Here is a 21,468-nt window from a genome sequence, read left to right as displayed (position 1 = left end):
GACCGGAGACGTTGGTTGAGAGCAGGGCGTTCCGCTCGGCAGTCACGAGGCCGGGGTTGAGTGTCTTTCAACCAGGTCTCTGGCGAGCTGACTGATGCGTTCGCGGGCTGTCTCTGGGGTGAGTATCTCGATGTGGTCGCCGAACTGGAGGAGCTGACGCACTGACTCGATGTCGGGGTAGCGGACGACGACGGTGCACCAGCCGTTTTCCGCGTCGGAGACGTCGTGGATGCGGTTGCCGAGGATGCGCCGTGCCAGGTCGAGTCCGTTTTCCGGCAGGCGGACGGTCACGCTCACGCGACCTTGCCCCTCGGTGCGTTCCTTCAACGCGGCCCATCTGGTGCGGAGGGTTTCGCCTGGTCGGAGAGCAGCTGGCGCGTCGAGTTGTTCGTAGGACGAGAGTCGTTCCAGAGCGAACAGCCGACCGTTCCCCTGGTCATCGGCGATGAGATACCAGCGACCGGATTTCGCGACGATCCCGTACGGGTCGACCACCCGCGTTGAGGCCTGACCCTCGGCGCTGCGCCGGTATTGGATTCGCAGCCGGCGGCGGTGTCGCAGTGCCGAGGCCAGATCCGATACGTCGACCGCTGCCTCTGAGTCAGCAAACCACGCGGTGCTGTCTACCAGCACCAGGTCCGCCAGTTGCAGCAGGCTCGGCGCCCCAGGTGCTGCAGCCTGCCGAGCGGCGATCTTGCGCGCGGCCGACTCCCACACCGCAGACAGGCCCATACGCTCAAGTTGCGCGCTGTCCAAACCGGCTACGGAGAGTGCCTCCAGCTCTGATGGTTCCAGATGCGATGCGTTGAGCCGTGCACTGGGGAGCAAGACGATCCCGCCGTTCCGCCCGCGTTCGGCATAGACAGGCACACCTGCTGTCGAGAGCGCCTCGACATCCCGCAGCACGGTCCGCCGAGACACTTCCAGACGCCCGGCGAGCTCGGTGGTGGTGATGCGCTGACGGGTCTGCAGGAGCAGCAAGAGATGCAACAGCCTCGAAGCCTTCATACTGACCAGCCTTTGCGGAAAAGGTGACAGGTTCTGTCGCGATGCGGCGGTCAACTGGAGCAGTACCGAGAATTCAACGATGTGAGGAGCGCACTGTGCCCGCACCCAACCTGTTCCTGATCGGCGTCCGCGACGCCGAGACCGCTACTGCCTTCTACAGCGACCTGTTCGAGATCGAACCGACCTTCATCAGTCCCCACTACGTAGCTTTCGAGGTTGCCCCCGGCGTTCTGTTCGCGCTGTGGACGGGCTACAGCGAGCATGCGGTCCCGAGCACCCCTCGAACGAGCGAAGTCGGACTGATGGTCCCAGGAGGAGCGACCGCGATTGACGAGATCTTCACGAGCTGGGTCTCGAAGGGAGTCCATGTCGCGGAGGAGCCACACGACGCTGTCTTCGGTCGCACGTTCGTCATCACGGACCCCGACGGCAACCTCATCCGGGTCTCCCCGGTGGACTGATCTTCACGCCCCCTGCCCACACTTCTAGTAGTTGTCGAAGGGCCGGCCCGCACACGATGGTCGGCCCTTCAGGCTGTCCAGGAGCTCAAACATGCCACATCCGAACGCCGTCCTCACCTCGCGCCACCGTCTGAAAGTCGCTCGACTCGTCGTTGACGACGGCTGGCCGATCAGCGAAGTCGCGGCCCGATTCCAGGTGTCCTGGCCAACCGTAAAGCGCTGGGTCGATCGCTACCTTGTAGACGAGTCCATGCAGGACCGATCCTCATGAACCCGGAGATCACCCACCAAAACACCTAAGAACATGACGAAGAGCACCGGATCCTGCGATCGATCCGACTGAACCGACTCGCCTACGTCGATCGAGCGACAGGTGAACCCGTCCGCCGGTACGAGCATGACCACCCGGGATTGCTCGTGCACGTGGACGTGAAGAAGCTCGGGAACATCCCCGATGGAGGCGGTTGGCGGTACGTCGGTCGCCGCCAAGGTGAGAAGCACCGCGTCGCGACACCGGGCAAGTCACGCAACGCCTACGGCGGCCCGAAGCTCGGATACGCGTTCGTGCACACCGTCATCGACGACCACTCCCGCGTCGCCTACACCGAGGTCCACGATGGCGAGACGGCCGTGACCGCAGTCGGCGTGCTGCATCGCGTGGTGGAGTGGTTCGCCGAGCGCGGCGTCACCATCGAGAGGATTCTCTCCGACAACGGCGGCGCCTACCGGTCCTACCTGTGGCGCGACACGTGCGACACCCTCTCGATCACACCGAAGTACAGGCGACCTTACCGTCCGCAGACCAACGGCAAGGTCGAACGCTTCCACCGCACCATGGCCGACGGCTGGGCCTACGCCCGCTGCTACACCAGCGAGCAACAACGCCGAGACGCTCTGGCACCGTGGCTGCACCAGTACAACCAGCACCGTCCGCACAGCGCTTGCGGCAACCAGCCCCCGTTCTCACGGTTGATCAACCTCCCCGACCAGTACAGCTAGCGGTGTGCGCCATCTCCAGACAGTCGCCCTGCTGGTCCGAGTGAGATGACTTGAGGAACTCGGTGACGACGATGTCGGAGTTCACAGGTTCCGCCTTCTCGCGGTGGTCTCGGGCTACCTGCCCTGAGACGACGACTTGACCCGTGAGACGAATCCGCTCCACGCGGTGGACGAGAAGGAGAGCGCGGGTCCGCACGGATTCTTACTGTCACGGACGGCTGTGCGGTGCGGGAGGTCGGCGACCTCTATGCAATCGCCGCCGGAGGATCCGCCACCGCTGTAGCTGCTCTTGCGCCATATGGCGTTGCCGAGTTCGGGGGCAAGCATGTTACGCACCTCGTCTTCCCGATAGTTACAGCTCGTGCCGGACTTGCTGGATCAGATCGAGGCTGGCCGCAGGGCTCAACGCCGCCGAACGCAACGAATCGAAGGCGAGCGTATAACGCTTGGTCTCCTCCTCGGTCTCCATGTGCAGACTGCCCGTGACGTGCTCGACGCAGACCACGTCGGAGAAGGCCGGTGTCGGGAATCCGAAGACGACAAAGGCGCTCACCAGGCCCGCGTGAGCGCCCGAGTTGAGCGGAAGTACCTGTACCTCGATGTTGTGGCGGCCTGCCAGCGTGCACAGTTGGTCCAACTGCGGCTTCATGATGGCTGCGCCCCCGACTTGGGTGCGCAGTGCCGCCTCACCTTGGATGACGGCAAGTCTGGGGGCGTCGCTCTTCTCCAGGATCTCCTGGCGCTGCATGCGCGTGTTGACGAGGTCATTCACCTGGGAGCTGCTCATCATCTCGGGGTTGTTCCGGTACAGCTCGCGGGCGTAGTCCGCTGTTTGAGCGAGTCCGGCGATCAAGAGGGGCTGGTACGAGCGGATGTAGTCGGATGTCTGCTCGTAGTCGATGTGGTCGACGTACGAGGAGAAGGTCGCTCCCAGGTGGCGTGTCCACCCTCGCTCTCCGCTCCGCCGAGCCAGACCCACCAGCTCCTCGACGTACGCGGCGTCATCGATCCCGTAGAACGTGAGCAGATCTCGCAACTCGCCCAGTGAGATGCCGAGTCGGGCGTTCTCTATGCGGCTGATCTTCGTCTTGTGGCAACCGATCCGCTCTGCGGCCTCGTCCATTGACTTCCCTGCTGCCTCACGCAGTTCGATGAGGAGCGAGGCGAGTCGGCGACGACGGACAGTGGGTCGCGGCTGCGACATGTGAGCCCCCTTGCGCGGTGTGTTGCCGGGTCAAGGTTAAGGTCCCGCCCGAAGCTTGGAAATGTTTCCAAGAGGTTCGGTTGCGGTTCGAATTCATTCCGATGCAAGCTGATGCCAGTCGCTTGCTGTGACACTCCCGTCACGCGGCGGTGCTCAGGCGACCCTGTGTCGCAGCGAATCAGGTAACCCCCGCGACCGTTGCAGCGGTCCGGGGGCGTGGCCAACGCTTGGAGGAGCGCTGACATGACTGACTTTATCGCCCGGCTCTTCGAACTGCTGTTGCGGTTCCTGCTGCCGGCGACGGGGCGCCATCGAGGAAGGCTGCCCCATCTGCCCGCCGACCTCGTTCAACTACCGCTTTACGTCGAACTGGGCGTACTCCGCGGTGAGGACAACGCGCTCGTACGTCCCTATCTCGTGGCCGACGAACTGCGGTTGCAACGTCAGCGGAGGCGAGCACTGTGGTTGGCCGTGCACGGCGTCGACGCCGTGCCCCGGACCATCCATGGGCTGAAGGTGGCCTGATGGAGGACGAGGTATGTGACGGAGAGGCGGGAGGCGGCCCCGGCATCATCGTGCTGAGATGGCCCCGACACCCCCGGTCGGTGGGGCGGGCCAGGCAGGACCTGCGAAAGGCCCTGGCCGCTTGGGACTTGAGCTGCGCCGAGGACGCCGCGCTGATCGTCCTCTCGGAGCTGTTCACCAACGCCGTCGTCCATGGAACGGTGCCCAGAGGCCGAGAGGTCGAGACCCGCTACTCGCGCATGGCCGGGGGCGTGCGCATCGAAGTGCACGACACCGCCAGGGAGCTTCCAGTGCCGCAGCCCTTGCCGGACGGCGAGGCGAGTGGTGGGCGCGGCCTGTTCCTCGTCGCGGCCTTCGCCGACCGGTGGGACGTCGCCGAGCGGGCCGGGTCCGGGAAGGCGGTGTGGGCGGAGGTCTCGGCACCGAAGACTGTCGACGGGACCTAGGAGCGAGCGGTGGCAGCGCGTCACGGGCGGCGGCCTGGGGCGTTCTGTCTGCCTCGTATGCGAAGCAACATGCCTCTCATCGGGAGAGGCGACGGCGCACTCTAGTTACGTGTCCGCTTCTCGATCTTCCGCTGTACGCGGATGATCGCGATGCGTGCGGCTTCGAGCTGGATGCCCTGTCTGCGGGCGAGAGCGAGGTGGTCGTTCAGCAGGCTCTCGTCAGTGGTGAGCCTGTCCGCGTGGTCCTGCGGCAGTAGGTTCGCCCGGTAGCCCTCCAACTGCGCGACGATCACGCCGAACGGAAGGTCCGGGGAGCGACGTTCGGCGATCCTGAGCTTGCTGACCACGTCGACCAACTCGCGCAACTCGGTTGTGACGCCGTTGACGGCCGTCGTGAGTGCCAGGCGGTTCAGCACGAGGAGCGCATCTCTGGCCGTGTCGTAGTCGGGTTGGTGCCACTGGATGGTCCGGTCGCGGCGGCGGTGGTTGACGACGAGCCACGTACTGACGAGCAGGGTGACGAGGGCGATCAATGCCCCCCAGGTCCAGGAGGTGGAGAAAACACCGGCGCCGGAGGGAGAGTGGGAAGAAGCAAGAGGCAGCATGGTGTCTTCCTCAGGGTCTGATGAACGTCGTTGTTCGCCACACCGGTGCTTGGTGTGGCCCTGCTGCGGCCTCGGGCTCTCGCACTTCCCCGGAGCTGCGGTGTCCTAAGGGGCCCTTCGGCCGCGCACCATCGGCGGGTGCAGCAGATCCGCCGTGCCCCGGCGGAACAGGGCGGGCGGTTTCCCGGGCCCTGACCGGCGCACCTTGCCTGTCCTGACGACGAAGCCCGCGGTTTCCTCCACGACCTTGCGGTGGAAGTTCCCCGCGTTTAGTTCGTAGCCCCACACGGCCTCGTAGACCTTGCGCAGGTCAGTGATGGTGAAAAGGTCCTCGCAGAAGGCGGTGGCGGCGGTGGTGTGCTCCAGGTGGGTCCGGGTGCGTTCGAGTCCGTGCCGCAGGATCTCGCCGTGGTCGAAGGCGAGGCTGCTGTTGCGGCCCCACAGTGAGTCCTCGACCTCGACCCAGTCGGCCGCGCGGGCGTCACTTGCGCCGGTCACCTCCGGCGGATTCGGCATGACCGCCAAAAAGGCGGTCGAGATGATGCGACCCCGGGGATCGCGCTTGGGGCGCGAGTACGTGTGCAGTTGTTCCAGTCGAATCAGGGAGCCGCTCAGCCCGGTCTCCTCCCGGAGCTCTCGTTTCGCCGTGTCCTCCAGGGACTCTCCCGGCCGGACGAATCCGCCGGGCAGAGCGAGCATTCCGCGATACGGCTTCTTGCCGCGCCGGACGAGTAGGACGCGAAGTTGTTCCGAGCGGATCGTGAAGACCACGATGTCAGCCGTTGGCTGTGCCGCGACCCGTGGTCGCCTGACCGGACCGGGTCCCGGGTCACTCCCGGAGATGATTTCCACCAAGCGGCTAGGACTGACAATTGTTCCCTCCGGGATGGCGATGGGCAGATCCTCCGGCGGCTCCGCGTAGTAGACGGCCATGCCGCGCTCGTGTATGCGCCCCAGTTCGTAGGCGGTGGTGCGGCCGATGTAGCCGTTGGGATTTACGACGTACACCAGGTCTGAGGCGAAGATCTTCTCCAGGGTTGCCGCCTGGAGGTCCTGATCCGAAGCTTCCGGAGGATCAGATTCGAAGCGTACGAAGTCGCGCTCGCGGTCGACGATCCGGCAGATCGGCGGGCTTCCCACGGTCAGCCCGGCCTCCGTAAAAATCCGGGCGGCCGCCAGGACCTCGGGGTAGTGCTGCCGGAAGCTCCCGATGAGAGCGACGGAGCCCTTGGTGGGGGTACGCATAACGGGACTGTGCCAGTCGGACGCCGCCGAGCTGAACTCTCGATAGTGCCTTTCTGACAAGAACTAGGGCGTCGTTCGAGGTGGGAGCCGTTTTGTCGACAACGTGTCAGAACGAAAAGAACGGGGGTCGGTTGACGCGGCCTGAAACGACACTGAGCCGCTTCTGTCGGCTCTTGGAGAGTGGTTCGGTCAGAAACGATCTACCCCGCATGCAACATCAACCCGATCCCCGCCACCATCAACCCCGCCGCCACCAACCGAGGCGCCCCGAACCGTTCCTTGAAGAAGATCGCGCCGATCGCCGCGCCGACGATGATCGAGGACTCCCGCAGCGCGGAGATCGGGGCCAGGTCCGCTCTCGTCTGGGCCCACAGGACCAGGCCGTACGCGGAGACCGAGAGGGCCGCGCCGGAGAGGCCGACCAGGGCGAACGGGCGGAGGCGGGGGATCAGTTCGCCGCGCCAGCGGTACGCCGCGTATACCGGGACCGCGATGCCCTCCATGATCATCAGCCACGCGATGTAGCCCATGGAGGAGCCGGAGGCCCGTACTCCGAGGCCGTCCACCACCGTGTACGCCGCGATGGACACGCCCGTCGCGAGCGCCGCGCCGATCGCCGCCCAGTCGGGGCGGCGGCCTGAGCCCCGGATGCCCCACAGGGCGAGGCCCGTCAGGCCCGCGCACGAGACGGCGACGCCCGCCGCCTGCCAGCCGTCCGGGACCTCGCCCGCGAAGAGCGCCGCGAGGACGGTGACGACCAGGGGCGCCGTGCCGCGCGCGATGGGGTAGGCCTGGCCGAAGTCGCCGAGCTTGAACGACCGCATGAGCAGGGCGTAGTAGCCGACGTGGAGGATCGCCGAGAGGATCAGGTAGGGCCAGGCCGCCGCGTCCGGGATCGGGACGAAGGGGGCCAGGAGCAGGCCGATCAGCGTGCCGCCGCCGGATATGAGGGTGAAGCCGACCAGCTTGTCGGTGATGTGGTGGGCTATCGCGTTCCAGCACGCGTGCGTGACCGCGGCGAGCAGGACCGCCGCCGCTACCAGGGGGGTCACTTCGCGGTCTCGCGCACGTCCACCAGCGTGCCGCCCGCGTGGGCGATCAGCGTCTTGGGGGCCATCGGGAAGACCGCGTAGGGCGTGCCCGCCGCCGCCCACACCACGTCGTGGTCCAGGAGCGAGCGGTCGGCGAGGACGCGGGTCCTCGTGGCGTGGCCGAAGGGCGGCACGCCGCCGATCGCGTACCCGGTGGTCTCGCGGACGAGGTCCGCCCTGGCCCGGGTCACCTTCTCCGCACCCAGTTCCTCTCGTACGAGGTCCAGGTCCACCCGCGACGAACCGTCCATCAGCACCAGGACCGGGACTCCGTCCGCCGCGAAGATCAGCGACTTGCAGATCTCGCTGAGCTCGCAGCCGATCGCCGCTGCCGCCTCCGCCGCGGTGCGCGTCTGTTCCGGGAAGCGGCGGACCCGGGGAAGCAGATCGCCGAGGCCCAGTTCCAGCAGGGCCTCGGCGAATCGGGGGTGGGCGTCGGAGGGGGACGGGGACGCGGATGGGGACGGTGACGATGACGGTTCGGGTGCGGCGGGTACGGCGGGTGCGTCGGGCGCACCAGGTGCTTCAGCGCTCATGCCCGGCACGCTAGCGGTCCGTGTACGGGACACGCGACCATGTATCCGCATAGCGGACAGCGGCGTCCACCGAGTGACCGTCCACCGAGTGATCGTCCGCCGAGTGAGCTCAGCCCCCGGCCCCGCGACGGGACGACTCAGCCCCCCGCCCGCAACATCGCCCGCACCACAGGCCCCGCCGAGTCCCCGCCGTGGCCGCCCTCCTGGACGACCGCCGCCGACGCCAGGTCGCCCCGGTACGCCGTGAACCAGCCGTTGGGCTTCTTCTGGCCGTCGACCTCCGCCGAGCCGGTCTTCGCGCCCATGTCGGAGCCGAGGCCCGACATCGGCTCGACCGCCGTGCCCGCGACCGCCGTGTAGTGCATCAGGTCCCGCAGCGCCGACGCCGTCGAGCCCGACATCTTGCGCGACGCGGTCGCCAGCTTGCGGTCGTCGACGTCCGGCGAGACCAGATAGGGCTGCCTGAACGTGCCCGACTTCACCGTCGCCGCGACCGACGCCATGTTGAGGGGGTTCATGCGCACCCCGCCCTGCCCGATGAGCGAGGCCGCCATCTGGGCGTCGCTCTGCACCGGCACCGCGCCGTCGAAGGACGAGACGCCGATCGACCAGTTGTCGCGGCCGAGGCCGAAGACCTCCTGGGCCTGCTTGGTGAGGGAGTCGTTCTCCAGCTTCTTGGCCTGGCTGATGAAAGCCGTGTTGCAAGACCGCGCGAAGCTCGCCCGGAACGTGCCGTTCTTGATCTGGAACTTGTCGTCGTTCTGGAACTTCCAGCCGCCGTACGTCTCGTACTTGGGGCACGGGTGCTTCTTGTCGACCCCGGCGAGCTTCTTCTCCAGGAGCATCGACGAGCTGATGACCTTCATCGTGGAGCCGGGCGCGATGGACCCCTGGAACGCCGTGTTGAAGCCGCCGGGTCTGGAGTTGGCGGCGGCCAGGATCTCGCCCGTGCTGGGCTTCACGACGACCACGGACGCCCGCTGCCGCTTGGTGGTCTCACGCTCGGCGGCCGACTGGAGCGAACCGCTGAACGTCGTCTTCAGCGTTCCCGGCGTGCCGGGCGAGAGCGTGAGTAGCGTCTTGTCGGGCGTCGACTTCGCGTCGTCCTTGCCGCCCTTGCCGCCCTTGTCGTCCTTCTTCTTCGCCTCGGCGGTACCGGACTTCTCCTCGCTGTCCGCGCGGACCACCCGCAGCTCGACGCCTGCCTTGCCGCCCGCCTTCTTGCCGTACTTCTCGCGCAGCCCGTCGAGGACCGTGCCCAGCGACGGGTACTTCGCCGCCGTCAGCTCCGCCCCGTCCCGGTCCACCGCCTTGATCGGCGGGTCGCCCGCCTCGCCGGTGACCAGTCGGTCGCCCTGCTTCAGCTCCGGGTGCAGCACCGAGGGCTGCCAGCCCACCAGTGTCTTGCCGTCGCTCTTCCTGCGTACGACGGTGAGTTCGGACTCGTACGAGAGGGGCTTGCTCTTTCCCTCGTACGAGACCGTGGCCGCCGCCTTGAAGGGCATGTCGGCGCCCGCGCGCTTGCCCGGCGTCAGGACGGGCTTCGTGAGGTGGGCGTCCTTGCGGTAGGACGTCAGGGCCTGCTTCGCCGCCGTGGGGTCGTCCGTGAGCGCGGCCGCCCGCGCCACGTCGCCCTCGGCCCACGCGGTCAGGAACGCCCGCGCGGTGGAGCGGACTTCGGCGGGCTTCGGCGGGCCCGAGGCCACCGGCTTCTCGTCGACGCTCGAACCGTCCCCGGAACCCGAGCCGCCGGACAGCGCGAACGCGGCGGCCCCCACGCCGCACACGACCACGGCAGCCGCCCCGCCGAGCACACCGGGGTGCACCTTCATGTTCCCGACGCCGACGCCGACACTCTTGCGCTCCGTGGCGCGCCTTCGCTTGCCCACAAACCCTCCGCAGTTCCCCAAGAACCCCCGGCTCCTCACCGGAAGGCCACCTTAGAGGCGTACGGAGAAGCCCTTGACCACTTCGTCGCCCGGCCGGGCGACGCACACTCGGACCGATTACCCTGCGCCCAGCACCGCCGCCACGATCGGCCCTGCCGAGTCGCCGCCGTGCCCGCCCCGCTGCGCCATCGCGGCCGCGGCGACGTCGCCCCGGTATCCCGTGAACCAGCTGTCCGACTTCTCCTGGCCGTCGACCTCGGCCGACCCGGTCTTCGCGCCGACGTCGCTGCCGAGCCCGGCCATGACGCGTGCGCCGGTGCCGCTGACCGCCGTGCGGTTCATCATCTGGCGCAGCTGCTGGACGGTGGAGGCGCGCAGGCCCTGCGCGGTGGCCAGGTCGCGGTCGTCGAGGGACGCGGGCACGATCACCGGCTGCCGGAAGGTGCCCGTCATCGCCGTCGCCGTGACCGACGCCATGTTCAGCGGGCTCATCTGGACCTGGCCCTGGCCGATGGCGTTCGCCGCGCGGTCGGGGCCAGCGGACTCCGGGACGGAGCCGTCGAAGGAGGGCACGCCGACCTGCCAGTCGTCCTGGCCCAGGCCGAAGTTGTCCCGTGCCTCCTCGGTGAGGGACGCGTCCGAGATGCCGTCCTCGTCGATGAGCTTCACGAACGCGGTGTTGCAGGAGCGCGCGAAGTCCTCCGAGAACGTCGCGGACTCGTTCGGCGTCATGCCCTTGAGGTTGTTGAAGGTCTGGCTCTGCCAGGTCGCGGAGGCGGGGCAGGGGGCGGGGCCGCTCGCCTTGGTCACGCCCTTGTCGATGAGCATCGCCGCCGAGAGGATCTTCATCGTCGAGCCGGGCGCCACCTTGCCGAGGAACGCCGCGTTGAAGGCGTCCTTGCGGTTGTTGGCGACCGCGAGGATCTCGCCGGTGCTCGGCTTCACCGCGACCACGGAGGACTCGTCGCTCCGCAGGACCGCCTGCTCCGCGGCCTTCTGCGTGCCCGCGCTGAGCGTCGTGCGCAGCTTGCCGGGCCTGCCCTTCGCGAGGGTGAGCAGCGTGCGGGTGCCCGCGTCCTCGTTCGCGCGCTCGACGTACAGCTCCACGCCCGGCCTGCCGCCCGCGCTGTCGCCGTACTTCTCGCGCAGTGCGTCCAGGAGAGGCGCGAGCGAGGGGTAGTCCTTCTTGCGCAGGACGGTGTCCGCGCGGTCCACGGCCTGGATGGGCGGGGTGGCCGCCTCGCCCGTGACGAGGGTGTCGCCCTTCTCCAGGGTGGGATGGACGACGGCCGGTGACCAGTCGACGAGCGCGCGCCCGGTGGTCTTGCCGCGGACGACGGTGAGCTGGGAGTCGTACGCGAAGGGCTTGCTCTTCCCCTTGTACGACACCGTCGCCGACACGGAGAACGGCACGCGGGCGCCCGACGCCTTCTTCGGCGCGAGCTTCGCCTTCGTCAGGTGTGCGTCCTCGCGGAACCCGGTCAGCGCGGCCGCGGCCGCCGTGGAGTTGTTCGTGTACGCCGCGGCCTGCCGGGCGTCGCCGTCGGCCCAGGCCGCGAGGAACTTCGCGGCCGTCTCCTTGACCTCGTCGTCCGTGGGCGGCCCCGTCTTCACCTCGGCGGACTCGGACCCCGGCGAACCGCTGTCCTCGGTCACGTCGCTCACCAGGCTGTACGCGCCGTACCCGGCGCCCCCCACCATGACGGTGAAGACCCCGCCGACCAGCGCTGCCTTTACTCCTTTGCGCACGATGCGCCCCCTCCCCAGGAGCCCTCCCGAACGTATTCGGGAAGGTCGTTCGCCCTGAACCCTAAAGGGCCCGGGGGGACGAGGGTGATGTACGGGGCTGTCGTTATCCGAAGGTGTCCAAGATGTGTATTACACCGGGTGCATTGCGCCGGGTGTTTTGCGCTACGTGGATTACACCCACGTATCCAGCCACATGCGGGAGCGCCAGGAATCGATGGGGATCGCGGTGCCCGTGTAGATCGGCCAGAAATAGATAAAATTCCACATGATCAGGAGCACCAGCACGCCCGACGCGGCCGCGCCCACGACCCGGCGCCGCTCGCTCGATCCCGGCGGCCCGAGCATCGCACCGATCGTCATCGCGACCGCGAGACACAGGAACGGCACGAAGACGACCGCGTAGAAGTAGAAGATCGTCCGCTCCTGGTAGAAGAACCAGGGCAGATAGCCCGCCAGGACGCCGCACAGGATCGCGCCCGCCCGCCAGTCGCGGCGGAACACCCACCGCCACAGGACGTACAGCAGCGCGAAGCCCGCCGCCCACCACAGCATCGGCGTGCCGAGCGCGAGGACCTCGCGGGCGCACTTCTCCGTGGTGTCCGAGGGGCAGCCGTCCCTGCCGGGCAGCGGCGACTCGTAGAAGTACGAGACGGGCCGGCCGTCGACGATCCAGCTCCACGGGTTGGACTGGTAGGTGTGCGGCGAGGAGAGGCCCACGTGGAACTCGTACACCGCGTGCTCGTAGTGCCACAGGCTGCGCACCCAGTCCGGCAGCCAGGTCCAGCCGCCGCCCTTGCCCGCCGTCGCCGCCCAGTCGCGGTAGTAGCCGCCGCTGCCGTCCGCGGGCGAGAGGATCCAGCCGAGCCAGGACACCACGTACGTGGCCAGGGCCACCGGCACCGTCGACACGAACGCCGGGAGCACGTCCCGCCGCAGCACCGCGCGGTAGGGCCGCACCGCTCCGGCCACCCGGCGCGCGCCCACGTCCCAGAAGACGGTCATCAGACAGAGGAAGACCATGACGTACAGGCCGTTCCACTTCGTGCCGAAGGCGAGCCCCAGGCAGAGCCCGGCCGCCCACCGCCACGGCCGCCACCCCAGGCGCAGCGTCTGTGCGATGTCCGCGTCGGGGCGCACGCGCCCGTTCTCGTCGACGGGCAGGGCGGCCGCGAGCCGCGCCCGCGCCTTGTCCCTGTCGATCAGGAAGCACCCGAACGCGGCGAGCACGAAGAACATCAGGACCTGGTCGAGCAGCGCCGTGCGGCTCATCACGAAGTGCAGGCCGTCCACCGCGAGCAGCGCGCCCGCCAGACACCCGAGGAACGTGGAGCGGAAGAGCCGCCGCCCGATCCGGCAGAGCATCAGCACCGACAGCGTGCCGAGCACCGCCGTCATGAACCGCCAGCCGAACGGGTCGAAGCCGAACATCCATTCGCCGACGCCGATCACGTACTTGCCGACCGGCGGATGCACCACGTACGACGCGTCGTGCGGGATCGCGATGTCGCCGCCCTGCTTCAGGACGTCGCCGTTGATCTTCTCCGGCCAGTTGACCTCGTAGCCGCGGTGGATGAGCGCCCAGGCGTCCTTCGCGTAGTACGTCTCGTCGAATATCACGGCCTTCGGATTGCCGAGGTTCCAGAAGCGGGTCACCCCGGCGACGAGCGTGATCAGCAGCGGACCGACCCAGCCGGACAGCCGGACCACCTGGTCCGCGGCCCGCTTCGACAGACCGAGCGTCATCCACAGGCGGGGGCTGGGCCGTGTGTAGGCGGGCACGAGGCGCGCCCCGACGTCTTCTCTCGGCCGCTCCACATGGCCGAATCGGCGCAGCCGCCGCTGCCACGGGGGCTGCTGCTCCTCGGCTGCCTGGCCCTCACGGGTGTCCGGGGAAGACGCGGTACTGGTCACCGCGCCATCGTAGGGAACCTGACTGTGCGAGTCCCGCCCGTGGGCCCTGCGAGGATGGATCCGTGACAGGAAGCGCTGATTCCCCCGGAACCCTTGTGTTGGCAGGCACCCCCATCGGCGATGTCGCCGACGCGCCGCCGCGGCTCGCCGCCGAGCTGGCGTCGGCCGACGTCGTCGCCGCCGAGGACACGCGGCGGCTGCGCAGGCTCACCCAGGCGCTCGGCGTGCAGGTGGGCGGGCGCGTCGTCTCGTACTTCGAGGGCAACGAGACCGCCCGCACGCCCGAACTGGTCGAGGCGCTGGTGGGTGGCGCGCGCGTGCTGCTGGTGACGGACGCGGGGATGCCGTCCGTCTCCGACCCCGGCTACCGCCTGGTCGCGGCCGCCGTGGAGCGGGACGTGCGGGTGACGGCCGTGCCCGGCCCGTCCGCCGTGCTGACCGCCCTCGCCCTGTCGGGGCTGCCCGTGGACCGCTTCTGCTTCGAGGGCTTCCTGCCGCGCAAGGCGGGCGAGCGGCTGTCGCGCTTGAAGGAGGTCGCGGAGGACCGCAGGACGCTCGTCTACTTCGAGGCGCCGCACCGCATCGACGACACGCTCGTCGCCATGGCCGAGGCGTTCGGCGAGGAGCGCAGGGCCGCGGTCTGCCGCGAGCTGACCAAGACGTACGAGGAGGTCAAGCGCGGTTCGCTGAAGGAGCTCGCCGAGTGGGCGGCCGACGGCGTACGTGGCGAGATCACCGTCGTCGTGGAGGGCGCGCCCGAGAAGAGCGCCGGGGATCTCGGCCCCGAGGAGCTGGTGCGCAGGGTGCGGGTGCGCGAGGAGGCGGGCGAGCGACGCAAGGAGGCGATCGCCGCGGTGGCCGCTGAAGCGGGCCTTCCCAAACGCGACGTCTTCGATGCCGTCGTGGCGGCAAAGAATGCGGATCGAGGCGCCCCATCGGCAGGCAAAGGACTATCGTGAAAAGCAAAGCGCGGGCCGCGCACCAGGCTCTTTTCAGGCCTCTTTCCTAAGGAAAGGCCAAAACGGCTCCAATGCTCGACAGGTCTGATGCGCTCGCTCCGGGAAAGGCGTCCACTGGTTGAAGGGACGCACCCGTCCCCACGCTTCCGGTCCGGGATCCTTCCCGGACTCCGGCAGTGCTTGTCCCTCGGGCAAGAGGAGCAGCTGGCATGAGTGAGATCGCAGACACCGGCCACCCCACCACGGCGACAAACGTCGTTCACGAGTCGTACGCCTTCGCCTGTATGCGGTGTGGGCACGGCTGGGAACAGTCCTACGAGATAGAGCACCACGTGGACGTCAAGGGCCAGGAATTCGTGATGTATCTGGCGGACGGCGCGCACGTGCCGTCGCCGCTGACCCGGCCCACGTGTCTGAACTGCGGTGGCCACGTCGTGCGGATCATGCGGGCCGGGCAGGTGTCGTCGGTGCTGGACATGATGCGGCGGCAGCACGCGGGCAGTGGCGTGGGCAAGGGCGTGGGGAAGCAGGGCGGACCCGTGGACGCGGTCGAGCCGGGCGGTGACGGCGACGGCCCGGAGCGTCACCACTGGCACCTGTCCGACCTGCTGCACCCCTTCCAGCACCGCAGGGAGCACTGAGGGCGGCAGGGGGTTTCGGGGGCGGTCCGCGGGCTCCTTCGTAGGATCGGGGTATGCCTTCGAAGAACGCCGACGCGCCGCCGCCCCTGCCCGCACCGCTCCGGGTGGCGGTCGCCGACTCCCACACCCACCTCGACATGCAGTCGGGCACGGTGGAGGAGGGCCTCGCCAAGGCCGCGTCGGTCGGCGTGACGACGGTCGTCCAGGTGGGGTGCGACGTCCGCGGATCACGGTGGGCGGCCGAGACCGCCGCCGCGCACGACAGCGTGCACGCCACCGTCGCCCTCCACCCCAACGAGGCGCCCCGCATCGTCCTGGGCGACCCCGACGGCTGGTCCCGGCAGGGCGAGCGTGCGCCCGGCGGCGACGCCGCCCTCGACGAGGCGCTCGCCGAGATCGACCGGCTCGCCGCCCTGCCGCACGTCCTCGGCGTCGGCGAGACCGGCCTCGACTACTTCCGCACCGGGCCCGAGGGCATGGCGGCCCAGGAGCGGTCGTTCCGCGCGCACATCGAGATCGCCAAGCGGCACGGCAAGGCCCTCGTCATCCACGATCGCGAGGCCCACGACGATGTGCTGCGCGTCCTGAAGGAGGAGGGCGCCCCCGAGCGCACCGTCTTCCACTGCTACTCCGGCGACGCCGCCATGGCCCAGATCTGCGCCGAGCACGGCTATTTCATGTCGTTCGCGGGCAACGTCACCTTCAAGAACGCGCAGGGACTGCGCGACGCGCTGGCCGTCGCCCCCCTCGAACTGGTCCTCGTGGAGACCGACGCGCCGTTCCTCACGCCCGCCCCGTACCGCGGACGGCCCAACGCCCCGTATCTCATTCCGGTCACGGTGCGCGCCATGGCCGAAATTCGCGGCATCGACGAGGACGCCATGGCCACGGCCGTCTCCGCGAACACCGCGCGCGCCTTTGCTTACTGACCGATAACGCCACGAGCCCCGCACGGGGGCAGCTCAGGTCAACGCGGCGACACAGCGTAGCCGTTCCGCTTTGGAGAGTGACGAGAGCTCCGCTAGGTTCTGTCCGCCCGGTACGGACCCCTGGAGCGTCATCGTGAGCAACTCGCAGTACGAGACGTACGAGACGGCGTACGAAACGACGTACGCCCCGGCGTACGAGCCGCGGTACAGTCCCCCGTCGTACGAGCCCCCGTACGAGCCCTCGTACGACGCGTGGCAGGACGTGCCGTACACCTACGAGGCACCGGATCCGGGGCCGGACCCGGCTCCAGAACTTGAACCCGAACCCGAACCGGACCGCGTGCAGATTCCCGCCCCCGGGCGGGCCGGGGCGCGGCGCGGCGGGCGCGGCAGGAAGTCCTCGCGCGGGGCCGCGGCCCCCGAACGGCACGACGCGATGCGGCGCCTGGTGCCGCAGGCCCTCGTCGTGGCGTTCCTCGCCGGTGGCACGTCCGCGTTCGTCGCCAACGACAAGGCCGTGCAGCTCATCGTCGACGGCAAGCCGCGCACCCTGCACACCTTCGCGGACGACGTCGGCGAACTCCTCGCCGACGAGGGCGTGGCCGTCGGCGACCACGACATCGTCGCGCCCACCTCCAGTACCGCCCTGGCCAGCGGCGACGAGATCGCCGTCCGCTACGGCAGGCCCGTCCACCTCACCCTCGACGGGGAGCGCCGCCGGGTGTGGACCACGGCGCGCACGGTGGACGGGGCGCTGCAGCAGCTCGGGGTGCGCGCGGAGGGCGCACACCTGTCGGCGTCGCGCAGCAGCCGCATCGGGCGGGACGGGCTCGCGCTCGACGTCCGCACGGAACGCACCGTCACGATCATGGCAGACGGCCGGGAGCGGACCATCCGCACGAACGCGGCGACCGTGCAGGAGGCGGTCGCCGAGTCCGGGGTGACGCTGCGCGGGCAGGACACGACGTCGGTCGCCCCCGAGAGCTTCCCGCGCGACGGCCAGACGGTGACCGTCATGCGGGTCACCGGCACCAAAGAGGTGCGGGAGGAGCAGATCCCGTTCGAGGTGGAGAAGACCGAGGACCCGTCGCTCTTCCGCGGCACGGAGGTGGTGGCGCAGGCCGGGCAGGCGGGCGTCAGACGGGTCACGTACACGGTGCGGACGGTGAACGGCGTCAAGCAGAAGCCGAGACGCGTCGGGGCCGAGGTGGTGCGGGAGCCGCAGAAGCGGGTGGTGAAGGTCGGCACGAAGCAGATGCCCATGTCGGTGGCCGGGGCGGACGACCTCAACTGGGGTTCGCTCGCGCACTGCGAGTCGGGCGGGCGGGCCGGGGCGGTGGATCCGTCGGGGACGTACGGCGGCCTCTACCAGTTCGACACGAGGACGTGGCAGGCGCTCGGCGGCTCGGGCAGCCCGCAGAACGCACCGGCGGCGGAACAGACGTTCCGGGCGAAGAAGCTGTACGTGCAACGCGGCGCGAGCCCGTGGCCGCACTGCGGCGGCCGCCTGTAGTCCCTGCCCCCGCCCCGCGGGAGCCGCACCCGGCAGGGCCAGCAGGCCGGGCCCCGTAACCTGGTGCGGTGAGCACTGAGCACGGCGCCCTCCTCGGCCCCGCCGACATCCGCGAGCTGGCCGCTGCCCTGGGCGTACGCCCGACCAAGCAGCGCGGCCAGAACTTCGTCATCGACGCCAACACCGTACGGCGCATCGTCCGCACCGCGGAGGTCCGCCCGGACGACGTCGTCGTCGAGGTCGGCCCGGGCCTCGGGTCCCTCACCCTGGCCCTGCTGGAGACCGCGGCCCACGTCACCGCCGTCGAGATCGACGACGTGCTCGCCGGGGCGCTGCCCGCGACCGTGCAGGCCCGCCTCCCGCAGAAGACGGGATCCTTCGGGCTCGTGCACAGCGACGCCATGCTCGTGGGCGAGCTGCCAGGCCCCGCGCCCACCGCGCTGGTCGCGAACCTCCCGTACAACGTGGCCGTGCCCGTGCTGCTGCACATGCTCGACACCTTCCCGACCATCGAGCGCACCCTGGTGATGGTGCAGGCCGAGGTCGCCGACCGGCTCGCCGCGGGACCGGGCTCGCGGGTGTACGGGGTGCCGTCCGTGAAGGCCAACTGGTACGCGGACGTGAAGCGCGCCGGGTCCATCGGGCGCAACGTCTTCTGGCCCGCGCCCAACGTCGACTCCGGGCTCGTCTCCCTGGTGCGGCGCGCCGAGCCGGTCAGGACCAGCGCCTCCAAGCGCGAGGTCTTCGCCGTCGTCGACGCCGCCTTCGCGCAGCGCAGGAAGACGCTGCGGGCCGCCCTCGCCGGATGGGCCGGGTCCGCCGCCGCCGCGGAGGCCGCGCTGGTCGCCGCGGGGGTCTCGCCGCAGGCGCGCGGCGAGGCGCTCACCGTGGAGGAGTTCGCGCGGATCGCGGAGCACAAGGAGGCCGGGGCGTGAGCGTGACGGTACGGGTCCCCGCGAAGGTCAACGTCCAGCTCGCGGTGGGCGCCGCGCGCCCCGACGGCTTCCACGACCTCGCCAACGTCTTCCTCGCCGTCGGGCTCTACGACGAGGTCACCGTCACGGCCGCCGACGAGCTGCGGGTGACCTGCGAGGGGCCCGGCGCCGACCAAGTGCCCCTGGACCGGACGAACCTGGCCGCCAGGGCCGCGGAGCTGCTGGCCGCCCGGCACGGGATCGCCCCCGACGTGCACCTGCACATCGCCAAGGACATTCCCGTCGCCGGTGGCATGGCGGGCGGCAGCGCGGACGCCGCGGGCGCGCTCGTGGCGTGCGACGCGCTGTGGGGGACCGGGGCCAGTTACGGGGAACTGAACGACATCTGCGCCGAGCTGGGCAGTGACGTGCCGTTCAGCCTGCTGGGAGGCGCCGCGCTCGGCACCGGGCGCGGAGAGAAGCTGGAGGTGCTGGAGGTCGGAGGCGCCTTCTTCTGGGTGTTCGCCGTCGCCGACGGCGGCCTCTCCACGCCCGCCGTGTACCGCGAGTTCGACCGGCTCACCCCGGCCGCGCCCACCCCCGAGGCCTCGCCCGCCCTGATCGCCGCCCTGCGCGACGGCGACGTCGACGCCCTCGCCGCCACGGTCGGCAACGACCTGCAGCCCGCGGCCCTCTCCCTCTTCCCCTCCCTGCGCGACACCCTCGCGGCGGGCACGGCGGCGGGCGCCCTCGCCGCGCTGGTCTCCGGATCGGGCCCGACCACGGCGTTCCTCGCCCGGGACCTCGACTCCGCGGAGCGGGTGGCGGACGCGCTGCGGACGTCCGGCACCTGCCGCACGGCACGCGTCGCCCAGTCGCCCGCGCCTGGCGCGATGCTGCTCTAGGCCCTGTCCGCCGGACAGGCCCTGGACACCGGCACCGGTACCTGCGGCGGTCGCGGCTACGCTGGAAAGTCGATCGTCCCCCCTGTCAGGAGTGAAATGGCCGTCAATCTGGTCAATGTCGAGGCAGTCAGCAAGGTGTACGGGACCCGTGCCCTGCTCGACGGTGTCTCGCTCGGTGTGTCCGAGGGGGACCGGATCGGCGTCGTGGGGCGCAACGGCGACGGGAAGACGACCCTGATCCGGATGCTCGCCAAGCTGGAGGACGCGGACACCGGCCGCGTCACGCACAACGGCGGGCTGCGGCTCGGCGTGCTGACGCAGCACGACTCCCTCGACCCGGCCGCCACCGTCCGGCACGAGGTCATCGGCGACATGGCCGACCACGAGTGGGCGGGCAGCGCCAAGATCAGGGACGTGCTGACCGGGCTCTTCGGCGGGCTCGACATGCCGGGCTTCCCGCAGGGGCTCGACACCGTCATCGGCCCGCTCTCCGGCGGCGAGCGGCGGCGCATCGCGCTCGCGAAGCTGCTCATCGCAGAGCCGGACCTGATCGTGCTCGACGAGCCGACCAACCACCTCGACGTCGAGGGCATCTCGTGGCTGGCCGAGCACCTGCGGACGCGGCGCTCGGCGCTCGTCTGCGTGACGCACGACCGCTGGTTCCTCGACCAGGTCTGCACCCGCATGTGGGACGTGCAGCGGGGTTCCGTCTTCGAGTACGAGGGCGGGTACTCCGACTACGTCTTCGCGCGCGCGGAGCGTGAGCGCATCGCCGCCACCGAGGAGACCAAGCGGCAGAACCTGATGCGCAAGGAGCTGGCCTGGCTGCGCCGCGGCGCCCCGGCCCGCACCAGCAAGCCGAAGTTCCGCATCGAGGCGGCGAACGAACTGATCGCGGACGTGCCGCCGCCGCGGGACACCAGCGAGCTGATGAAGTTCGCGACGACGCGGCTCGGCAAGACCGTGTTCGACCTGGAGGACGTCACCGTCCAGGCCGGGCCCAAGCTGCTCCTGAAGCACCTGACCTGGCAGCTCGGCCCCGGCGACCGCATCGGCCTGGTCGGCGTGAACGGCGCGGGCAAGACCTCGCTCCTGCGCGCCATGGCGGAGGCCGCCCGCAGCGAGGGCGACGTGCAGCCCGCGGACGGCAAGGTCGTCGTCGGCAAGACGGTGAAGCTGGCCTACCTCTCGCAGGAGGTCGCCGAGCTGCGGCCGACGCTGCGGGTCCTCGAAGCCGTGCAGCAGATCCGCGAGCGCGTCGACCTGGGCAAGGGCAGGGAGATGACGGCGGGGCAGCTCTGCGAGACGTTCGGGTTCAACAAGGAGAAGCAGTGGACGCCGGTCGGCGACCTCTCCGGCGGCGAGCGGCGCAGGCTGCAGCTGCTTCGCCTCCTGATGGACGAGCCGAACGTCCTCTTCCTCGACGAGCCCACCAACGACCTCGACATCGAGACCCTGACGCAGCTGGAGGACGTGCTCGACGGGTGGCCGGGCTCCATGGTCGTGATCTCCCACGACCGGTTCTTCGTCGAGCGGACGACGGACAAGGTGTTCGCGCTTCTGGGTGACGCCACGATGCGGATGCTGCCGCGCGGCATCGACGAGTACCTGGAGCGCAGGAAGCGGATGGCGGCGGCCGCGGCCCCGTCGGCTCCCGCGGCCGCCCCCGCGCAGTCCGCGGCGGCGAAGACGGTCTCCTCCGCGGACGCCCGCGCGGCCAAAAAGGAACTGCAGAAGATCGAGCGGCAGCTGGACAAGGTCTCTGAAAAGGAGACCAAGCTCCACGCACAAATCGCCGACAACGCCACGGACTTCGCGAAGGTCGCCAAACTGGACGCCGAGCTCCGTGAACTGATCGGCGAGCGCGACGAGTTGGAAATGCGCTGGTTGGAGCTGGCGGAGGACGCGTAGAGCTCCCGTGGAGCTCGCGTAACGGAC

General features: G+C 69.5%; 20 protein-coding genes and 1 pseudogene. 11 read left to right on the top strand and 10 right to left on the bottom strand.

Annotated features, from left to right (window positions below; translation table 11 throughout):
* Positions 1-42: 42 nt before the first annotated feature.
* On the bottom strand, positions 43-1,062 hold the full coding sequence (locus AC068B_RS16990; protein WP_478672303.1) for a helix-turn-helix transcriptional regulator: 1,020 nt from the start codon (positions 1,060-1,062) through the stop codon (positions 43-45).
* A 41-nt stretch (positions 1,063-1,103) separates the two neighbouring features.
* On the opposite strand from AC068B_RS16990, the gene AC068B_RS16985 reads away from it, so the two are divergent.
* Together AC068B_RS16985 and AC068B_RS16980 are read left to right on the top strand one after the other, a co-directional pair.
* Positions 1,104-1,469, top strand: a complete 366-nt coding sequence (locus AC068B_RS16985) for a VOC family protein (protein ID WP_055548848.1) — start codon at positions 1,104-1,106, stop codon at positions 1,467-1,469.
* Positions 1,470-1,560: 91 nt separating this feature from the next.
* A pseudogene (locus tag AC068B_RS16980) lies at positions 1,561-2,468 on the top strand (IS481 family transposase).
* 114 nt (positions 2,469-2,582) lie between these two features.
* Here AC068B_RS16980 and AC068B_RS16975 read toward each other — a convergent pair.
* On the bottom strand, positions 2,583-2,795 hold the full coding sequence (locus AC068B_RS16975; protein ID WP_478672302.1) for a DUF397 domain-containing protein: 213 nt from the start codon (positions 2,793-2,795) through the stop codon (positions 2,583-2,585).
* Between the two features lie 25 nt (positions 2,796-2,820).
* Positions 2,821-3,672: a helix-turn-helix domain-containing protein gene (locus AC068B_RS16970; protein WP_478672301.1), complete on the bottom strand. Its 852-nt coding sequence runs from the start codon at positions 3,670-3,672 to the stop codon at positions 2,821-2,823.
* A 243-nt stretch (positions 3,673-3,915) separates the two neighbouring features.
* Here AC068B_RS16970 and AC068B_RS16965 point away from each other — a divergent pair, with 243 nt between their 5' ends.
* The gene (locus tag AC068B_RS16965) at positions 3,916-4,197 is read left to right on the top strand and encodes a hypothetical protein (RefSeq protein WP_478672300.1); all 282 of its coding nucleotides are present in this window, start codon (positions 3,916-3,918) and stop codon (positions 4,195-4,197) included.
* A complete protein-coding gene (locus tag AC068B_RS16960) occupies positions 4,197-4,643 on the top strand; it encodes an ATP-binding protein (protein ID WP_478672299.1) in 447 nt (148 codons plus the stop codon). The genes AC068B_RS16965 and AC068B_RS16960 overlap by 1 nt, the downstream gene beginning before the upstream one ends.
* Before the next feature lie 101 nt (positions 4,644-4,744).
* Here the strand turns inward: AC068B_RS16960 and AC068B_RS16955 are convergent, their stop codons facing one another.
* The 7 genes from AC068B_RS16955 to AC068B_RS16925 all read right to left on the bottom strand — a co-directional run bounded on the left by AC068B_RS16955 (position 4,745) and on the right by AC068B_RS16925 (position 13,669).
* A complete protein-coding gene (locus AC068B_RS16955) occupies positions 4,745-5,248 on the bottom strand; it encodes a hypothetical protein (RefSeq protein ID WP_478672297.1) in 504 nt (167 codons plus the stop codon).
* A gap of 105 nt (positions 5,249-5,353) precedes the next feature.
* Positions 5,354-6,493: an NUDIX hydrolase gene (locus AC068B_RS16950; RefSeq protein ID WP_478672296.1), complete on the bottom strand. Its 1,140-nt coding sequence runs from the start codon at positions 6,491-6,493 to the stop codon at positions 5,354-5,356.
* A gap of 200 nt (positions 6,494-6,693) precedes the next feature.
* Entirely contained in the window at positions 6,694-7,545 is an 852-nt protein-coding gene (locus AC068B_RS16945) for a DMT family transporter (RefSeq protein ID WP_478672295.1), read from the bottom strand.
* Positions 7,542-8,120, bottom strand: coding sequence for a YbaK/EbsC family protein (locus AC068B_RS16940; RefSeq protein ID WP_478672294.1), 579 nt, complete (start codon positions 8,118-8,120; stop codon positions 7,542-7,544). Before AC068B_RS16940 ends, AC068B_RS16945 begins: the two co-directional genes overlap by 4 nt.
* Positions 8,121-8,257: 137 nt before the next feature.
* A complete protein-coding gene (locus AC068B_RS16935) occupies positions 8,258-10,009 on the bottom strand; it encodes a penicillin-binding transpeptidase domain-containing protein (protein WP_478672293.1) in 1,752 nt (583 codons plus the stop codon).
* Positions 10,010-10,126: 117 nt separating this feature from the next.
* Positions 10,127-11,758: a penicillin-binding transpeptidase domain-containing protein gene (locus AC068B_RS16930; RefSeq protein ID WP_478672292.1), complete on the bottom strand. Its 1,632-nt coding sequence runs from the start codon at positions 11,756-11,758 to the stop codon at positions 10,127-10,129.
* A gap of 171 nt (positions 11,759-11,929) precedes the next feature.
* Positions 11,930-13,669: a dolichyl-phosphate-mannose--protein mannosyltransferase gene (locus tag AC068B_RS16925; protein WP_478672291.1), complete on the bottom strand. Its 1,740-nt coding sequence runs from the start codon at positions 13,667-13,669 to the stop codon at positions 11,930-11,932.
* A gap of 95 nt (positions 13,670-13,764) precedes the next feature.
* Here AC068B_RS16925 and rsmI point away from each other — a divergent pair, with 95 nt between their 5' ends.
* The 7 genes from rsmI to AC068B_RS16890 all read left to right on the top strand — a co-directional run bounded on the left by rsmI (position 13,765) and on the right by AC068B_RS16890 (position 21,441).
* Positions 13,765-14,628, top strand: coding sequence for a 16S rRNA (cytidine(1402)-2'-O)-methyltransferase (gene rsmI / locus AC068B_RS16920; RefSeq protein ID WP_478672290.1), 864 nt, complete (start codon positions 13,765-13,767; stop codon positions 14,626-14,628).
* A 209-nt stretch (positions 14,629-14,837) separates the two neighbouring features.
* Positions 14,838-15,269, top strand: a complete 432-nt coding sequence (locus AC068B_RS16915) for a hypothetical protein (protein WP_468563507.1) — start codon at positions 14,838-14,840, stop codon at positions 15,267-15,269.
* A gap of 53 nt (positions 15,270-15,322) precedes the next feature.
* Positions 15,323-16,198, top strand: a complete 876-nt coding sequence (locus AC068B_RS16910) for a TatD family hydrolase (protein ID WP_478672289.1) — start codon at positions 15,323-15,325, stop codon at positions 16,196-16,198.
* Between the two features lie 133 nt (positions 16,199-16,331).
* Complete coding sequence (locus AC068B_RS16905) at positions 16,332-17,711, top strand: ubiquitin-like domain-containing protein (protein WP_478672288.1); 1,380 nt, start codon at positions 16,332-16,334, stop codon at positions 17,709-17,711.
* Positions 17,712-17,779: 68 nt separating this feature from the next.
* Positions 17,780-18,646, top strand: coding sequence for a 16S rRNA (adenine(1518)-N(6)/adenine(1519)-N(6))-dimethyltransferase RsmA (rsmA, locus tag AC068B_RS16900; protein ID WP_478672286.1), 867 nt, complete (start codon positions 17,780-17,782; stop codon positions 18,644-18,646).
* Positions 18,643-19,530, top strand: a complete 888-nt coding sequence (locus AC068B_RS16895) for a 4-(cytidine 5'-diphospho)-2-C-methyl-D-erythritol kinase (RefSeq protein ID WP_478672285.1) — start codon at positions 18,643-18,645, stop codon at positions 19,528-19,530. The genes rsmA and AC068B_RS16895 overlap by 4 nt, the downstream gene beginning before the upstream one ends.
* A gap of 96 nt (positions 19,531-19,626) precedes the next feature.
* Positions 19,627-21,441: an ABC-F family ATP-binding cassette domain-containing protein gene (locus tag AC068B_RS16890; RefSeq protein WP_356263156.1), complete on the top strand. Its 1,815-nt coding sequence runs from the start codon at positions 19,627-19,629 to the stop codon at positions 21,439-21,441.
* Positions 21,442-21,468 lie beyond the last annotated feature (27 nt).

The organism is Streptomyces sp. NPDC042371 (genome assembly GCF_056437465.1).
Note: the sequence above shows the minus strand (reverse complement) of the source record. Positions and strands in the feature narration are given on the sequence as shown.